The sequence below is a fragment of the Streptomyces sp. SAS_272 genome, from assembly GCF_052543235.1.
Window position 1 is genome coordinate 1 of the sequence record NZ_JBMNDR010000134.1, and the last position, 15,992, is coordinate 15,992.

Below are 15,992 nucleotides of genomic sequence, written 5' to 3' on the forward strand. Positions count from 1 at the left end.
CCCCCCCCCCCCCCCCCCCCCCCCCCCCCCCCCCCCGAGGCGCAGCCCTCTCACGCGACGCCGGCTCAGGGCCGTCCGGGACCGTAGGGGGCAGCGGGAGCAGCGGCCAGCCTGCCGTGAGCCGTCGCGCCCGGCACGGGGTTACTGTCTGTCGAGTGAACGCAGACGACGCGAACCGGCGGTGGGCACGGTCCATGCCCGAGGCCTACGACCGGCACCTCGTGCCGGTCTTCTTCCGCCCGTTCGCCGCCGACCTGGCAGCCAGGGCAGCCGCGCTGCGACCCCGAACGGTCCTGGAGCTCGCCGCGGGGACCGGGGCGTTGACCTCGGCCCTGCTCACCGCTGCGCCCACGGCCTCGGTGGTGGCCAGCGACCTCAACGAAGCGATGGTCGCCGCCGGGTCGGCACGCGAGCCGCGTGCCGTCTGGCAGCAGGCGGACGCCCAGGAACTGCCCTTCGAGGACGGCGGCTTCGACCTCGTCGTGTGCCAGTTCGGGGTGATGTTCTTTCCCGACCGACCTGCCGCCTACGCGGAGGTGCGCAGGGTCCTGGCTCCGCGAGGGCGGTTCTTGTTCAACAGCTGGGGCCCGCTGGCCACGCACGGGTTCGCGGCGGCCTTCCAGGACGCCCTGGAGGAGACCATGCCCGGCAGAGCGCCCGTGTTCCTCGAAGACGTGCCCCACGGTTACACGGATCCGGCGCTGGTCGCCTCGGACCTCGCGGCCGCCGGGCTGATTCTGGGGGCCGCCGACGAGGTCACGCTGGACGGGGTCGCGGCGTCGGCCGCCTCCGTGGCCACCGGGTTCCTCACCGGCACACCGGTCAGCGCCGCTCTGGAGGCCTGGGACGACGCGCAGTCGATCAGTGCTTCGGTCACGCAGAGGATGACGGACCGGCTCGGCACCGGTCCTGTGACGGCGGCGATGACCGCGACGGTCTACACCGCTCACCCTCAGGAGTGACGCTCTCCGACCGGTCGACACGGCGCTCACCGCCGCCGTTCACCGGATGCCGTCCGGCGTGCCGCGTCTCGCACCGGTAGGGCCGGTACGGACTGGTCAGCCGGTGTTCCGCTCGGCCTTGACCAGCAGGTACTCCCACTCCATCGTCCCGTTCGCGAGATGCCGGGCGGCGAGTTCCGTGAGCGCCGCGTCGAGGGCGGACACCTTGTCGGGGTCGTCGGCGACGGCACGGTACACCGCGAGCGTCGGGCCGTAGCAGGACTTGAAGAACTCCCGGAACTCCTCGGGCCGGGCGAACCGGTCGACGCGCAGCCGCCGGCGATCCGCGTCGAGGGCACTCACCCGGTCGCCGAACAGAGACCGCACGTGATCCTCGTCTCCCCACAGCGGTGGCGGCTGCGCTCCGGGCGGAGGCGGGGGCGCGTACGGGCGCATGGCGGCGAACATCTGCCCGATGAACCCTTCCGGGGTCCAGTTGACCAGACCGATGCTGCCGCCCGGCCGGCACACGCGGACCAGTTCGTCGGCCGCCCGCTGGTGGTGCGGAGCGAACATGACACCGACGCACGAGACCACCGTGTCGAATTCGGCGTCCGCGAACGGCAGCGCCTCGGCGTCGCCCTCGCGCCACTCCAGTCGCGCGCCGCGCTCTGCGGCGAGTTGCCGTCCGGCCTCCAGCAGTTCCGGTGTCAGGTCCACGGCCACCACGTCGGCTCCCGCGAGAGCGGCCGGGATGGCGGCGTTCCCCGAACCGGCCGCGACGTCGAGCACGTGCGTGCCGGGCTGCACGCCGCTTCCCCGTACGAGCTCCGGCCCGAGGTCGGGGATCACGTCCGTGGCCACGAGGGGGTAGTCGCCCAGCGCCCACATGGCCCGGTGCTTCGCCTTCAGCGCTTGGTCCGCACGGATCGCTTCGCTCGCCTCGGTCATGACGGATCCCTCCGCAGCCGCACCGTGTGCGTACGGTGCCGGGCGGTGGCCGCCGTCTCGGACCGGCGCGCCCGCGTCTCACCGCCTCGGCGCCTCCTACGACTGTCTCACGGTTCGGGCGTCGGTGCCGGGCCTTGCACGAGGCTGAGAGCAGCCGACCGTCGGCCGCTCTGCGGGGCCCCAGTCACCGTCAAGCGCGCGGTCGCGGCATCGACGGACACGGCGCCGTCGGTGCACAGGGGCTTGGCCGCCCGGGCGGTTCAGCGCACGTAGGAGTCACAGAGTGTGGCCGCGCCGGCTGCTGCCGGTGCCTGGCGGGCCCAGCCGCACACGGTGCGCAGGTCGTAGGTGGACGCCGGGCGGGCGGTGCGCGGCCGCGTCGGCCGGTGGCCGGGCACGGTGCGGGCGGTGTCACGATGACGGGTGCGCGGCACCGAGGGCCGGGTCGGCGCGGAGCGCACGGCCCCGTGCGGCCGCTGCGCCTGCGGGACGTCGCGGGAGCGCTCGCGCCCGGCGGCGTCCGAGGGATGCCGCTGTGCGGCACGGCGGTTCGTGGGCCGCTTCGCCGTCCTGTGGACGGGGGCGGTGGCGACGAGGGCGGTACGGGCGGCGGCCTGGGTCGCCGACGGCGGCGGGGACGGCGTGAGCGCGGCGGCCGCGGCGGCACGCGGGACGGGCGGCGGGGCGTCGGAGGGGACGGAGACGCAACCTCCGGCGAGCAGGACGCAGGCCAGGACGACGGCGAGGGAGAGCGGGCGGCGCATGTTCAAAGGATGGCGACGTCGGGCACAGCGGTGGGGCCGTCTCGCCGATGATCACCGGCACGGGTGACACCACGGCCCGCGCAGGCGCCCTCAGGCTGACAGGGCCGGATGGCGCCTTCTCGCCCGCACCTGGCCCACCGGCCTTGAGCGGGCCGGCTCGCGGGGTTACGACGACAGGAAGGCCACCCGAGGCAGCACCCCGCCCGGGCACCGCTCCACCTCGCATGGCAACGAACTGACGCCCTCTCCGCCAGGCACCACGACGGCGCCTCTCACCAAGGGCGCCCGCGCGCTTCGGTGCGGGATCGTTAGCCTGTTCGCCGACTTCTGACGGCTCCTCCGTCATTCGACCCGCGCATCCCTGACCTGCGTGAATACCCGCGCCCTGACCATCGGTACGCCCGTCCGAGCGAGGCCCGTGTCGATCCGTCACGTTGCGGAGGTGACACAGCGTCGGTTGTCTCGACGGTGGTGCGCATACTTCGGGCGCCGTGCAACAGACCGGACGCTGCTTCGCTGAAGGGGTTCTTGTGGGCAATACACGTGTGGGCATCGGCATCGGCCTGATGGCCGGCATTCTGGCTCTTCAGGTTCCGGTCGCCGCTGCCGCCGGAGACTCAGGTCTCGACATCCGCTCGCGGCAGACCGCCGACGGCTCCACCGTCACCGTGAGCACCACCGCATGCGGTCCGGACGTGACCTACGGCAAGGGCGAGTCCGAGACCGCCGGGGCGTTCCACCTCTTCGGAGGCGAGACCAAGGGTGTTCTCACCGGTGAGTTCACGGTGCCGGAAGGCACGTCGACCGACACCGTCATCGTCAAGTGTCCGCCACGGATCATGATCACCGACTCGTATCAGCTCCCTGCGCACCGGCCTGACGGCGCCGTCGAGGCCGGCTTCGGAGACACCGGGCAGGGAGCCTCACAACTCGCCCTGGGCGCGGCGCTGGTCGGCGCGGCCGCCGCCGGGGTGCTGGTGCGCAGGCGTCACCGCGCGACCCCGAAAGGCGACTGACCGTCTGCTCCCCGGCGGCTCCCTCGCTGCCTGCGGCGGCTTCCGGAGCCTGCCCGGTCCCGGGAGCCGCCGGGAGCCCGTTGCCTCCCTCGCCCCCTCTCCCCCGCTGCGAGGAAAGAACCCACCGCGATGGCTCCCAGGCAGACCGGCGACGCTTCCTCTCCCCCGTCGTCCTCCTCGTTCATCCCTTCGGGCAGGCTCCTGGCCTGGACACTCGTGGCAGGGGCCTTGCTGGTGGCCGGCGCGGTGCACGAGGGGCAGCCACCGCAGCCTTCGGCAGGCCAGGCGTTCTCGCAACGGCCCGGAGCCACGGTCCACCGCACCGCCGCACCGGCGGCGGACCCCGCCGTGACCCCGCTCCCGCCCGCGGACCCGCTCTGGCTCCGGATCCCCGCCGTGAACGTGAGCGCCCCTGTCACCAAGCTGCACCTCGACTCGTCGGGGGCGCTCGAACCCCCGCCCGCCGACCCTCCCCACCGCGCCGGCTGGTACAGCGAGGGCACGGCGCCGGGATCCCCCGGGACAGCCGTCACCACGGGCCATGTGGACCTGCCCGGCGGCGCCCCGGGCGTCTTCTACGAGCTCGGCGCGCTGACCAAGGGCGACACCGTCGAGATCGACCGGGCCGACCGGCGGACAGCCGTGTTCACCGTCGACGCTCTCGAGGTCTACGACAAGAAGCGCTTCCCGAGCGAGAAGGTGTACGGGGGCTCCGAGCGGGCCGAACTGCGGGTCATCACCTGCGGAGGCGGCTACTCCAGGGACACCGGATACCAGGGCAACCTCGTGGTCTACGCGACGCTCATCGCGGTGAGGTGAGGTCGTCGCACCGCCGTGCGAACGTGCCGTGCGAACGACCCGCCCCCGCTCATGACGGTCAGACCCCTGCGAACGGCACTGTCAGCAGCACCAGCCCCATCGCCGCCTAGACGATGACCTCGTACGCCCAACGCACCTCCGGCCGGCCCTCGCCCTGTTTCGTCATGGCGCCTGCCTCCTGGAGCGCCCGCAGACCGTCCATGTGTCCGCCGGACCTCGGCCGCAGGCGTCCGGCCTCCGCGCTCGGCGCGTCGGGCCGTCCCGCGGCGCACGGCCCGCGCCGGTTCAAGGGCCGGCCACCCGCGCCCAGCGAGGACCCGACCGTCGTCGTCTGCTCGTGACCCGCCCGCCTGACGCCCCGCACGGAGACCGGGAGCGCCCGCAGCCGGTACTTCGCGCATGTGGGAATGGACGCGGCGCCCGGGAGGTTTCTCAGGACGGCGGCCGGACCGATGCCGACGCACGTCGGTCCAGGTCACGGAGGGACCTGCGTCGCGTTTCGCGCTGGACCGCCTTCCCAAGCGTGGCGAGTGTGCAGGGGGCCACTCAGCGGCCGCCGCAGACTCCGACCGAAGCCTTACTCACACAGGAGATGTTTCATGACGGACCGGCCCTTGACGCTCATGGCCGTACACGCGCACCCCGACGACGAGGCCACGGGAACCGGGGGCGTCCTGGCACGGTACGCGGCGGAGGGCATGCGCACCGTTCTCGTGACGTGTACCGACGGCGGCTGCGGTGACGGACCAGGAGGTGTCAAGCCGGGCGACCCCGGGCACGACCCGGCGGCCGTCGCCTTGATGCGGCGTGCAGAACTCGAGGCGAGCTGCGAGGTCCTGAAGATCAGTCACCTGGAGACGCTGGACTACACCGACTCCGGGATGATGGGCTGGCCGACCAACGATGCCCCCGGCTCGTTCTGGCGGACGCCCGTGGAGGAGGGAGCCGCCCGGCTCGCGGAACTTCTGCGGCGCTACCAGCCCGACGTGGTCGTCACCTACGACGAGAACGGCTTCTACGGTCACCCCGACCACATCCAGGCCAACCGCATCACGATGGCGGCGCTGGCGATGACCGAGCCGACACCGAAGGTGTACTGGACGACGGCGCCCCGCTCGATGATGCAGCGGTTCGGGGAGGTCATGCGCGAGTTCGGAGGGGACCAGCAGGAGCCGGATCCCGCCGAGACCGCCGCGATGGCCGAGATCGGACTCCCCGACGAGGAGATCACCACCTGGGTGGACACCTCCGCGTTCGGAGGCCAGAAGTACGATGCCCTGGCCGCACACGCGAGCCAGGGCGAGAACATCTTCTTCCTCAGGATGGGCAAGGAGAAGTTCACCGAGCTGATGGGCGTCGAGACCTTCGTGCGTGTCCAGGACACCACCGGCGCGGCCTCGCCCGAGAGTGATCTCTTCGCCGGACTGCGCTGACCCACCGGCCCGCCAAATGCCCTCGCGGACGGTCCAGGCCGCCGCGGCGCCTGATCCGGGCCGGCGCTGCGGTGCCCCGACAGCGCCGGCCCGGGGTGGTGCCCGGCGCCGTGGGTGCGACGGCGTCAGAGGCCCGCCGCACCCACGGCGTCACCGTGGGTGCGCGCGGTCGCCCGGCGCCGGACGGCCGGGGAACACGCCCTGCCCGTCCTGGTCAGGCGAGGTCGGTCAGGTCCTCGGCGAACACCTGCGACAGAGGCTGCGGTCCCACGTACTGCTGGCAGTTGCACCGGCCGGCCTCGTAGCGCAGCGGCTTCTTGTTCTCGTCCCAGGCGGTGGGCAATTCGACGCGTTCGTGGCACTGGCCGCGCTTGTCGTGCTTGGCGAGATGGTGCGTGCATCCGCACACCGGCTCCGGCGGCTTGTGCGCCGCTTCGACCGCCAGCCGTTCCTGCTTCGCCGCTTCCAGCAGCTGCAACTTGCGCTCATGCCGATTGCGCAGTGCGGTACGGACGTTCTCGGCGGCCCAGGCGAAGCCGCCCGTCCAGAAGATGATGAGAACCCACCAGAACCATTCCATCAGCTGCCCCTTCCCCCTGTCCTGCTCCGGGGCCAGCATAGAGGGCCGGTTCGAGGCACAGGTTGCTTGCTGCGCGGGAATCCGGGGCCGGCTCTCAGCAGACGAAGTTGCGGTGGTCGGTGCTCGTGCTCAACCGGCAACTGCCGTCCAGACGGTCCCCGTCGCGGTCACGGAAGGTGAGATTCCAGGTGGCGCCGTCGTAGCGGAGGTCCCCGTACCCGAAGATCCCCGGGCCTCCCGGGGCCAGCAGCTTGGTCACCGACTGGTGCACCTGCTCCGCCGGTGTACCGATGGACTGCAGCTCGACGTTGCCGTCGACCGGGCCGTTGTCCAGGGGTCCGCCCGAGGAACCCAGGGTCAGCTGGGGCGGGCGGGTGCTGTCGAAGTCGAGCTTCTGGGCGAGGTGGAAGTGCCCTGACAGCACCATGCGCACCTTGGTCTGCAGGCGGTGGAGTTGGCTGTCGGCGACGGCCCCGTCGAGGACGTGTGTCGCCCAGGTGACCGCCCCAGGGGTCTGCCCGGCCGCTTTCACCATCCACAGTGGCTTGTGCGTGACCACGATGACGTCGCCGGGCGCCTGCGCCGCCGCCTGGTTGACGGCGTCGAACTGCGCAGCGTAGGTCGCCTGGTTCGCCCTGCTCCCGTCGTCGTCGCGGTCGGCGAGCGAGGAGTCCACGGAGGCGAGGGTCAGGGTGCCCGCCCGGATCACCGCGGGCTGACCGAGCAGGCTGCAGGTGCCGTTGGAGCGCAGTTCGTCGGCGAGGTAGCGGAACCACGCGCCGCCCGCGCCGCCCTTCTGACTGGCGTTGCAGTCCTCGTGGTTGCCGCGGGCCAGCACGACGGGAGCCGTCGCCAGCAGCCGTTCCGCCGGCCTGAAGAAGTCGGCCACCACACAGGCCCAGGCGGCCCTGTCGGCGAGGGTCGTGCAACCCGGGTTCTGCGGCTTGTCGTTGGCCCTGCCGGGGTTCTCGCGGTACAGGTAGTCACCCACGTGGATCACCAGATCCGGCCGGGTCCGGGCGGCGACGCTGTTCGCGACGCGCTGGAACGGCCAGCCGTTCGCGCAGTCCTGTGCGGGATCGCCTGCCGGAACGGGAAGCTCGCAGCCGGTGTCGCCGATCACGCCGATCCTCGCGGGGCGCGTGGCCGTGGTCCAGTTCGGCAGAGGCAGCCGACCGTTCGAAGGATGCAGGGCCGCCGCACGCACCGTGGCCGGCGCCAGCATCGCGTCGGACGCCGTCAGGCGCACCTGGGCCTCGCAGACGGTCGTCGGGAACTGCGACCCCATGGGTGTGCTCACCCGGCGCAGAGGATCCGTGCGCCGGCTTCCCCCGTAGGTGTAGACGACGCTGGGGCAGGTGCCGCTGGAGTCCGTGGACACGTAGCGGACATGGGTGCCGTCGCTGGTCAGCTGGGTCCAGGCCCAGGCCTCACCGTTCAGCGCGGAACCCGGCGGCGCAGTGGTCGGCCCCGGCGGCGGCGCGTTCCCGTACCCGGGCGGGTCCGTCGGGCGCGACGGCGCCGCGTCGCCGTATCCGGGTGGGGGCTCCGGAGCCGTCGCGCCGGCCGGGACCGCCGCCGCCAGCACAGCCGCCACGGCGAGACCGACGATGCGATGTCTCACGCTCACGTACCTCCGTCCGGGTGCCCGGAAACCGGCAGGCGTCATCGCCTGATGGGCACACATCCGACATCGTCGGCGCCGCTGCGGGAACGGCGCGCGACGACGACGGCGAACGGCCTACACGGCCGAAACCTGCGAGGGCGGGTGGGAAGCAAGCAGCCGGAACCCGTTCTCCCGTCGGTCAGGGCTCGGGGCGGGCGTCGACGAGTTCGGGTTCCAGTCCCTCGGTCACCTCGGTGCGTGCCCGGCCCGCATCGGCGCGCCAGGCCTCGAAGGCCCACGCGGTGAGGGCGACGACGGCCAGACCCAGCAGCCAGCCGCCGACCACGTCGCTGAACCAGTGCACACCGAGCGCGACGCGGGTGAAGCCGACGCCCAGCACGGACGCCACCGCGACGCACCAGCACAGAGGCCTCCAGGCCCGCGGCACCAGGGGCAGCAGGACCAGCAGCAGGACGGCGAACGACGTGGTGGCGGTCATGGCGTGACCGGACGGGAAGGAGAATCCCGGCGCGTGCGCCACCGGATCCTCGAGGGAGGGCCGGGCCCGCTCGACGACCGTCTTGACGACGAGGCCGATGACTCCGCCCGCCACCGCCGTCACGGCGGACCATGCGGCCAGCCGCCAGGCCCTGCGGTACAGCAGCCACACCGTCAGGAGCGCGACGATCGTCCGCAGCACGGCGGGGTCCCACACCCAGTCGGAGAGGAAGCGCAGGGTCCGGGTCCACGCCGGATGGGTCACGGCCGTCCGGTGAAGTCGCTCGGCGGCGCTCACGTCCACCCGGCGCAACGGCGTCCACCGGCCCTCGACGAGGATCAGCAGCAGCGCGAAGGGCACCGCGGCGACGGCGGCCACGACGGCCGCCCCGAGGAGCCGGACACCGAATCTGCGGTCGGCCGCCCGGCGACGGTCTCGAAGGTGCAGGACCGCGGCTCGCACAGCCATTCAGACTCCAGGATCGGGTTCGACGGGGTCGGACCGCAGGGCGCGCGCGGCCTCCAGCTGCGCGGCGAACGCCAGCCCGAGGAAGAGGGCGATGGAGGTCAGGTAGGCCCACAGCAGCAGGGACATGAAAGCGCTGAGCGGGCCGTAGACCGTGTCGAAGGAGCCGCTGATGCCGAGGTACAGGCTCAGCAGCCAGGTGAGCGTCGTCCACAGCACCAGGTAGACGGCGGCGCCGAAGGCCAGCCAGGTGTATCCGGGCTGTCTGCGGCGGGGCGCCCGTCGGAAGATCACGCTGGCGGAGATGAGCGCGAGCAGCAGTCCGAAAGGCCAGCGCAGTATCTGCCAGGCGGCATGGGCGCCTCCGTCGAGCCGGTAGACGGTCACCGCCGCGGAGGCGAGGTCGCCGCCGGCCACCATCACGACGAAGCCGAGTCCGAGGGGCAGTCCGGCGGTGACGGACATCACCAGGCCGCGCAGGTACTTCTGGCCGAAGGGCCGGTCGCGTTCGTTGCCGTAGATACGGTTGGCTCCGCGCTCGATCTGGCACATCGCGGTGGTGGTGTTGACCAGGGAGAAGAGCAGACCGAACCACAGCGCGATCTGCGCGCCGTCGCCCGCCGTGCGGCGGCTGCGGCTCAGCGCGTCGTCGACCACTTCGGCGCTGGGCCCCTCGGCGATCCGGTGGATCGTCAGCTCGGCGATCCGGCCGATGTTCTCGGTGTGCAGCGTCGTGGAGAGACCGACGAACGCGATGGCCAGCGGGATCACCGACAGGACGGTCTGCAGGGCGAGCGCGCGGGAGTGGGTGAAGCCGTCGGCGTACCGGAAACGCACGAAGGAGTCGCGCAGCAGGGCCCAGCGGCCGTAGCGGCGCAACGCCGCCAGCGCTTCGTCGGCGGACAGTTCGTCGCCCCTCATGTCGCGGGTCTCGGGAACCTTGGTCGCGGTACCCACGTCACCGACCCCCGGCGGGCAGGAGCACGGTCAGCGCGCCCGGCCTGACCTCGGCGGTGAGCCGCCGGCCTTGCGTCACCGGATCTCCGTCGAGCTCTCGGGACTGCGCGGAGTCGAAGGTCAGTTCGGCCCGCCGGAAGGTGAAGAACTCCACCGGTGTGCCGCTGCCGTCGCCGGCCTCCGCCGAGGCGGTGTCCGCGGGCGCCTGCCGGGCCCCCTTCGCACCGCCGCGCACCAGCGTCGTCAGTGCGCGCGTCCAGCCGGCCACGCCACGCGGGTCGAGGAGCAACAGGTCGAGGAGACCGTCGTCGGGGCGGGCGGCGGGCAGGAGCGTCGTCCCGCCCTGCACGGTGCCGACGTTGCCTACGAGCACCATGCGGGCCGTGCGGCGCAGGGCGGGCGCGTCGTCGAGCCGGAGGGTCAGGCGCATCCGCGGGGTGCGCAGGGCGCCGACGCCGGCCAGCACATAGGCGGGCCAGCCCAGGACGGACTTGGCCCGATCGTCGGTGCGCTCCATGATCGCCGCGTCGAGACCCGCCCCGGACATGGCGGCGAAGTGGGTGGCGGGGAGGGCGTCGCCCTCGATGCGGCCGAGGTCGAGGCGGTGCGGCGTGCCGCGCAGTGCGGCGTCGAGCGCGTCGGTGGGAGTCAGGGGCAGTCCGAGGTTGCGGGCCAGCAGATTGCCGGTGCCGCAGGGCACGACGGCGAGCGGTACCCCGCTGCCGGCCAGCGCGTCCGCGGCGGCACGCAGGGTGCCGTCACCGCCGCAGACCACGACCAGACCCGCGCCGTTCCGCAGCGCGCCGGCTGTCTGACCGGTGCCCGGGTCCTCGGCCGTGGTCGCGATGAACACCGGTACGCGGTAGCCGTGCCTGTCCAGGACGCCGCGCAGCGCCTCTCGATCGGCTTCACCGGTCACTGTGGGGTTGAAGATCACCGCGGCGTGGCGGTCGTCCGGTGCGCCCGGGCTCGTTCGCGTGCTCGTCGAGGACGGTGCCGGGCCCGCGTCGGGCGCGGCGGTCACGGTGGCGCCGGTGAGCAGGGTGCGGCCGACGATCAGCAGGGAAAGGCTGCCGTTGAGCAGCCCGCCGATGACGTCCGTGGGGTGGTGCATGCCCCGGTAGAGGCGGGCGAGGGCGACCACGAGGGGAACGACCAGCAGCACAGCGCCGACGATCCGCCGCCACGGCCCGCGGAGCCGGGACAGCGCGAGCACCGCGAGTCCGCCGTAGATCGCGGTGGCCGCGCCGGTGTGGCCCGAGGTGTAACTGGAGGTGGGGGGAGAGGCGTCGAGGCGGTCCACCTCGGGCCGGTGACGGTCCACCGCCTCCGTGATGATCAGGAAGACCAGTGACTGCAGGGACACGGCGACGGCGAGGAAGGCCGCCTGACGCCACAACGGCAGCCGCGGTATCAGGATCAGAGCCGCGCAGGCCAGGACCGTGACGGCGATCACGGTGAGGGTGTTGCCGGCCTCCGATCCGAGGAACGACAGGGTGGTGAGGGTGCCGGTCCGGCCGCGTTCCAGGCCCTCGTTGACGTCGTCCTCGACGGTCATCGGCCACAGTCCCCGAGCCGGCCCGGTGATCAGCAGCCCGCATCCCACCATGACCGCGCCCTGGCAGACCGTCAGTGCCGCGATGCGCGCGGCGGCCTGTCCTGTGCCCCTCGGCAGCGCGAACGAGCGGCCGGCCCGGTCGGCCCCTGGTCTGCGGCCAGGAAGCTCGGCCGGTCTTTCCGGTGCGGCGGTCGGCATCAGTTCTCCCACGGGTAGGCACGGCTCGTCGGCCCGAGGCATGGAGTCCGACGCACCGCCGTCTGCCCCCGAAAGCGCCGCGCAGACCTGCCGTCGGCGAGCAACTCGCCCTCCGTGAGTGGCGTCCCGGCTCTGTCAGCCGTCGTGTCCGAGCTCCCTGAAGGCGCGGTCCAGCATGTCGGCGAAGAAGTCGACGGCCTCGTCGTCGATGCACAAAGGGGGTTTGATCTTCAGGATGTTGAGGTGGTCGCCGGTGGGCTGTACGACCACGCCGAGGTCGAGGAGGCGATCGCACAGTTCGGCGGTCTCCTCCGTGGCGGGCTCCAGCGTGTCGCGGTCACGGACGAGTTCGAGGCCGAGGTACAGGCCCGAGCCGTGCACGGCGCCGATGACCCCGTAGGTTCCCGCCAGCGCCTGCAGCCGGCTCTTCAGGCGGCCTCCGACCCGTACCGCGTTGCCTTGGAGGTCCTCGTCGCGCAGAGCGTCCAGGACGGTGAGGCCCACGACGCTCGAGACCGGACTGCCCCCGGTGGAGGAGAAGAAGTACCCCTGGTCCCGGTACCGATCGGCGACCGCCTCGGACGTGATGACGGCGCCGAGTGGGTGGCCGTTGCCCATGGCCTTGGCCACACAGACCACGTCGGGCACGACCTGCTGCTGCTCGAACCCCCAGAACCAGTGCCCCAGACGGCCGTAGCCCACCTGGACCTCGTCGGCGACGGCGAGGCCGCCGTGGCGGCGGACGGCCGCGTAGACCTCGGCGAGATAGCCGTCGGGCAGCGCCACTCCCCCGGCGTTGCCGTAGAAGGTCTCGCTGACGAAGGCGCCGGCCGGGCGCCCCGACGCGGCCAGCTCATCGATGACCGCAGCGGCCTCCGGCCCGTAGCGCCCGGCCTCCACCCCGCGGTGCCGCCCGCGGTACGCGTTGGGGGAGTCCACGGTGTGCACCCAACTCGGCCGCGTCGTCAGGGCGTTCGGGTTGTCCTGGAGCGACGTGGACACGGCGTCCGATGCGTAGGTCCAGCCGTGGTAGGCCTCGCGGACCGCGACGACGTCGTGGTGTCCGGTGGCTCCGACGGCGAGGCGCAGGCCGAGGTCCACCGCCTCGGATCCGGAGTTGACCAGGAACACCGTGTCCAGCGGCCCGGGCAGGAGGGCTGCGAGACGTTCGGTGAACTCCACGACCGAGGCGTAGTGGAACCGCGAGTTGGTGTTGAGCCGTCGCAGTTGACGGGTGACAGCCTGTTCGACGCGGGGGTGGGCGTGGCCCAGCGGGGTGACGTTGTTCACGATGTCGAGGTAGGAACGGCCGTCGACGGACAGCAGGTGGTGACGCCAGCCGCGTTCGATGCGCGGAGGGTCGGCGTAGTAGTGCCCCTGCACGGTCGCGAACACGGCCCCCCGCCGCTCCAGCAGGTCCGCGGGCTGCGCGCGGCCGGCGGCCGGGAGCCCGAGGAGGGGGGCGGGATCGGCTGTGAGCGCGAGCCATCCGGCCGCGTACTCGGGACGGACCAGGGTGGGCACGACGAGGCCGTCGGCGGCGGTCAGCGCCACGTGGACCGCTGCTCCGGCGGGCAGATCGGCGAGGTCCTCACCCGCCCGGACCGTCGAGCCGGCGTCGACCGCCGGCCGGACCGTGTCCGGGAAGGACAGCGTCAGCGCCATGGCGCCATAGGCGATCCGGATGCGGCCCGGTGCCGCGGCAAGGACCTCTCCTCCGGCGGGAGCCTGCGCCACCACGGCCTGCCCGAGCCACAGGTCGACACCGGTGGGCACAGTGGCGGGAGACTCCGCCGACAGAGCCGGAGCCCGGGTGAGCCGTGCCTGAGCGTGATGCGTGGCCACCACGGGGGCTCCGTCCGCGAGCGCGGCGAGCGCCCGCCGGTGCTCGGCGTCCGCCGCGAGCCACGCCCCGTGGTCCATGGAGTCCGCGCCGGTGGACAGGTCGAGGAAGGCGATGTCGGCGGCAGTCGTGCCGCGCAGCAGACCGTGCGCGGGCGTGTCGGCTCGGGCCGGCGCGTCGCCCGCTCCGATCGCGTCCTTGACGAGGCGGGTCATCACCTGATGGGGCAGCCGGGTGGCCTGCTCGAAGATGAGCCACTCGTGGTCGAGGGCGGCCGTGGCGTACACGTTGTCCTCGTCGACGGCGGCCTGCTGATGCCCGCTGGCCACCAGGACGGCGGCGCGCAGCACCACGAGCGGCCACACCGCCTCCGCCTCCTGCGCGGAGAGCGGCCGCACCGCGTGGAAGGCCCGGACGGCGGCCAGCACATGGTGGGGTTCGACGCCGTCGTGGTGGAGCATGGAGGACAGCGACACGGCCAGTTCGCTCACCGCCCAACTCGTCGTCAGGTCACCGAAGTCGATGATGCCGTCGGGCATCGGTGGGTGTCCGGGGAGGGAGCGGATCAGATTGTCGTCCGTGAGGTCCAGGTGCACGGCCTGCGACGGCAGGGCGGCCGCGAGGTCCTCCACCGCGGCCCAGGCATCGGCGGTCGCGGTGCGGACGGCGGCGCGCCGGTCCGGCTTTTCGATGTGGTCGGCGAGCTCGGCGACGACACGGGGTGCGTGCCGCAGGTCCCACTGGAGCACACGCTCGAGGCCGGGGTGCCGGAAGTCCCGCAGGGCGCTGCTGACCTTCGCGGCGAGGGCGCCCATGGCAGTCACCGTGACCGGGGCCAGGTGACGGGAACCCGTGAGCGATCCGCCCGGCAGAAAACGAAGGAGCCGGGCGACGGCCGGTCCGCCGTCGGTGTCGACCGTGGTGCGGCGCGGGGAGCCGTCGGAGCGGCGCACAACCGTCGCGACGCGCAGTTCCGGGTGAGCGGCTGCGATCAGATCGGCGGCCGTGTCCTGGGCGTCGATCTCCACCGGGCCGAAGGCGGGGTTGGCGATCTTCAGGATCGCCTGGGCCGTCCCGTCGTCCGCGCGCAGCAGGAAGTTGGCGTCCTGCTGGCTTCCCAGGGGCGTGGCACGAGCGGTGAAGCCGAGGTGACGGTCGGCGATGCGCTCGGCCTGGTCGGCGGTCACCTGCGGTGCCGGAAGGGCGCCGTGGGCGAAGAAGTCGACGGCGCGGTGTTCGTCGTGCGGCATGCGGGGTTCCTCGGTGGCTGGACGGACCCGGGGTTCAGGGCGCGGGTGCTCGGGGCTTCGGGCGTTACTGGTCGACGTCCCACAGGAAGCGGTGGGTGTGGATCGCGAAGTAGGGGAAGCTCTCCACTGACGCGATGCCGTCGACGGCCCGGACGACGTCGTTGATGAAATCCAGGAGCGCGCGGGGGCTGCTGCACACGACCTCGGCGAACAGGTCGTAGCGGCCGGAGGTCAGGACCGTGTAGACGACTTCGTCGTGCTGGGACAGTTCGTCGGCCACTGCGCGGGAATCTCCCTCGATGCGCAGGCCCAGGAGTGCCATCGTCTGCCGGCTCATGGTCATCGGATCGGTCACCCCGACGACCTGAACGACCTTGTTGTCGATCAGCCGCTGCAGCCGCAGTCTCGCAGCCGAGGGCGACAGTCCGACCTTGGGTCCGAGGTCGGCGTACGGGATACGTCCGTCGACCTGGAGCTCCCGCAGGATGGCCCGGTCGATGTCATCCATCGAGCACTTCCCCTCCGCCTGAAACAGCTGAACGCGCATGCAGTTCCGTCACCATGCGGGATTTTCGTGCTCGAATCAAGCGTCTCGACGAAGGAATCGAGCGTGGGCGGCCCCGTGAGCGCGACCCGGGCGCCTGCCGATCGGGTGCCGTCCGCGCCGTATCCCGATCTGTCGCAGGCGACTCGTCCGCCTCATCGAGGGGAGGCCTACCCGATATAGATCCGATGTATCCGTGACTCCGCTCCCTGTGTCCTTCCGCGTCAGATGCGACACCCTGCAAAGTGCACCTTTTTTCCGGCCTCTTTGTCGCCAGTCTTGCCCACGCCTAGACGTGACCACCACGATGCCTCTATAAATCCATCCGATGTCTCCTGATCGGGGCGGCGACGAGACCGTGCCCCGGTCGGCAGTCCGCTCCCTCACGCCCTGCCCCCGACACACGGAGCCGCACCATGTCCTCAGCTCGCCTCAGCAGACGCACTCTGATGAAGGCCGCCGCCCTCGCCGGGCAGTTTCTAGCGGTCGTTGCAACACGTGGTCGGTGTGTCTAGGCCGCGAGCAGTTTAGACAGGCGCTCGGCTGGGGTTTCCCAGCCGAGCGTTTT

13 protein-coding genes are annotated in these 15,992 nt (G+C 72.2%); 4 read left to right on the plus strand and 9 right to left on the minus strand.

The features are described from left to right. Positions 1–194: 194 nt before the first annotated feature. Positions 195–962: a class I SAM-dependent methyltransferase gene (locus ACN6LD_RS39730; RefSeq protein ID WP_445045698.1), complete on the plus strand. Its 768-nt coding sequence runs from the start codon at positions 195–197 to the stop codon at positions 960–962. 96 nt (positions 963–1,058) lie between these two features. On the opposite strand, the gene ACN6LD_RS39735 is transcribed toward ACN6LD_RS39730, so the two are convergent. Both ACN6LD_RS39735 and ACN6LD_RS39740 read right to left on the minus strand, forming a co-directional pair. Next, a complete protein-coding gene (locus ACN6LD_RS39735) occupies positions 1,059–1,892 on the minus strand; it encodes a class I SAM-dependent methyltransferase (protein WP_319197894.1) in 834 nt (277 codons plus the stop codon). Positions 1,893–2,152: 260 nt separating this feature from the next. Further along, positions 2,153–2,656, minus strand: coding sequence for a hypothetical protein (locus ACN6LD_RS39740; RefSeq protein ID WP_445045689.1), 504 nt, complete (start codon positions 2,654–2,656; stop codon positions 2,153–2,155). A 530-nt stretch (positions 2,657–3,186) separates the two neighbouring features. Between ACN6LD_RS39740 and ACN6LD_RS39745 the strand changes: the two genes are divergently transcribed. The 3 genes from ACN6LD_RS39745 to ACN6LD_RS39755 all read left to right on the plus strand — a co-directional run bounded on the left by ACN6LD_RS39745 (position 3,187) and on the right by ACN6LD_RS39755 (position 5,924). After that, positions 3,187–3,672, plus strand: a complete 486-nt coding sequence (locus ACN6LD_RS39745) for a sortase (RefSeq protein WP_445045690.1) — start codon at positions 3,187–3,189, stop codon at positions 3,670–3,672. A gap of 129 nt (positions 3,673–3,801) precedes the next feature. Continuing rightward, a complete protein-coding gene (locus ACN6LD_RS39750) occupies positions 3,802–4,491 on the plus strand; it encodes a class F sortase (protein ID WP_445045691.1) in 690 nt (229 codons plus the stop codon). A gap of 599 nt (positions 4,492–5,090) precedes the next feature. Next, the gene (locus ACN6LD_RS39755) at positions 5,091–5,924 is read left to right on the plus strand and encodes a PIG-L family deacetylase (RefSeq protein ID WP_445045692.1); all 834 of its coding nucleotides are present in this window, start codon (positions 5,091–5,093) and stop codon (positions 5,922–5,924) included. A 214-nt stretch (positions 5,925–6,138) separates the two neighbouring features. On the opposite strand, the gene ACN6LD_RS39760 is transcribed toward ACN6LD_RS39755, so the two are convergent. The 7 genes from ACN6LD_RS39760 to ACN6LD_RS39790 all read right to left on the minus strand — a co-directional run bounded on the left by ACN6LD_RS39760 (position 6,139) and on the right by ACN6LD_RS39790 (position 15,388). Then, positions 6,139–6,504 (minus strand): hypothetical protein, encoded by a 366-nt coding sequence (locus ACN6LD_RS39760; protein WP_445045693.1) that lies wholly within the window; start codon positions 6,502–6,504, stop codon positions 6,139–6,141. 94 nt (positions 6,505–6,598) lie between these two features. Continuing rightward, complete coding sequence (locus ACN6LD_RS39765) at positions 6,599–8,128, minus strand: metallophosphoesterase family protein (protein WP_445045694.1); 1,530 nt, start codon at positions 8,126–8,128, stop codon at positions 6,599–6,601. Between the two features lie 181 nt (positions 8,129–8,309). Next, positions 8,310–9,077: a phosphatase PAP2 family protein gene (locus tag ACN6LD_RS39770; RefSeq protein ID WP_445045695.1), complete on the minus strand. Its 768-nt coding sequence runs from the start codon at positions 9,075–9,077 to the stop codon at positions 8,310–8,312. After that, entirely contained in the window at positions 9,078–10,031 is a 954-nt protein-coding gene (locus ACN6LD_RS39775) for a YihY/virulence factor BrkB family protein (RefSeq protein ID WP_319194864.1), read from the minus strand. It lies immediately after the preceding gene. A 1-nt stretch (position 10,032) separates the two neighbouring features. Continuing rightward, positions 10,033–11,787 carry a diacylglycerol kinase family protein gene (locus ACN6LD_RS39780; protein ID WP_445045696.1) on the minus strand — a complete coding sequence of 585 codons (1,755 nt, stop codon included), beginning with the start codon at positions 11,785–11,787 and terminating at the stop codon, positions 10,033–10,035. A 135-nt stretch (positions 11,788–11,922) separates the two neighbouring features. After that, positions 11,923–14,880: an aminotransferase gene (locus ACN6LD_RS39785; RefSeq protein ID WP_445045697.1), complete on the minus strand. Its 2,958-nt coding sequence runs from the start codon at positions 14,878–14,880 to the stop codon at positions 11,923–11,925. Positions 14,881–14,944: 64 nt separating this feature from the next. Continuing rightward, positions 14,945–15,388: an Lrp/AsnC family transcriptional regulator gene (locus tag ACN6LD_RS39790; RefSeq protein WP_319194858.1), complete on the minus strand. Its 444-nt coding sequence runs from the start codon at positions 15,386–15,388 to the stop codon at positions 14,945–14,947. Positions 15,389–15,992: the final 604 nt, after the last annotated feature.

Coding starts and splice junctions, on each gene's coding strand:
- ACN6LD_RS39770 (WP_445045695.1), bottom strand. CDS start 9,077: ATGGCTGTGCGAGCCGCGGTCCTGCACCTTCGAGACCGTCGCCGGGCG.
- ACN6LD_RS39750 (WP_445045691.1), top strand. CDS start 3,802: ATGGCTCCCAGGCAGACCGGCGACGCTTCCTCTCCCCCGTCGTCCTCC.
- ACN6LD_RS39760 (WP_445045693.1), bottom strand. CDS start 6,504: ATGGAATGGTTCTGGTGGGTTCTCATCATCTTCTGGACGGGCGGCTTC.
- ACN6LD_RS39735 (WP_319197894.1), bottom strand. CDS start 1,892: ATGACCGAGGCGAGCGAAGCGATCCGTGCGGACCAAGCGCTGAAGGCG.
- ACN6LD_RS39730 (WP_445045698.1), top strand. CDS start 195: ATGCCCGAGGCCTACGACCGGCACCTCGTGCCGGTCTTCTTCCGCCCG.
- ACN6LD_RS39755 (WP_445045692.1), top strand. CDS start 5,091: ATGACGGACCGGCCCTTGACGCTCATGGCCGTACACGCGCACCCCGAC.
- ACN6LD_RS39790 (WP_319194858.1), bottom strand. CDS start 15,388: ATGGATGACATCGACCGGGCCATCCTGCGGGAGCTCCAGGTCGACGGA.
- ACN6LD_RS39780 (WP_445045696.1), bottom strand. CDS start 11,787: ATGCCGACCGCCGCACCGGAAAGACCGGCCGAGCTTCCTGGCCGCAGA.
- ACN6LD_RS39740 (WP_445045689.1), bottom strand. CDS start 2,656: ATGCGCCGCCCGCTCTCCCTCGCCGTCGTCCTGGCCTGCGTCCTGCTC.
- ACN6LD_RS39785 (WP_445045697.1), bottom strand. CDS start 14,880: ATGCCGCACGACGAACACCGCGCCGTCGACTTCTTCGCCCACGGCGCC.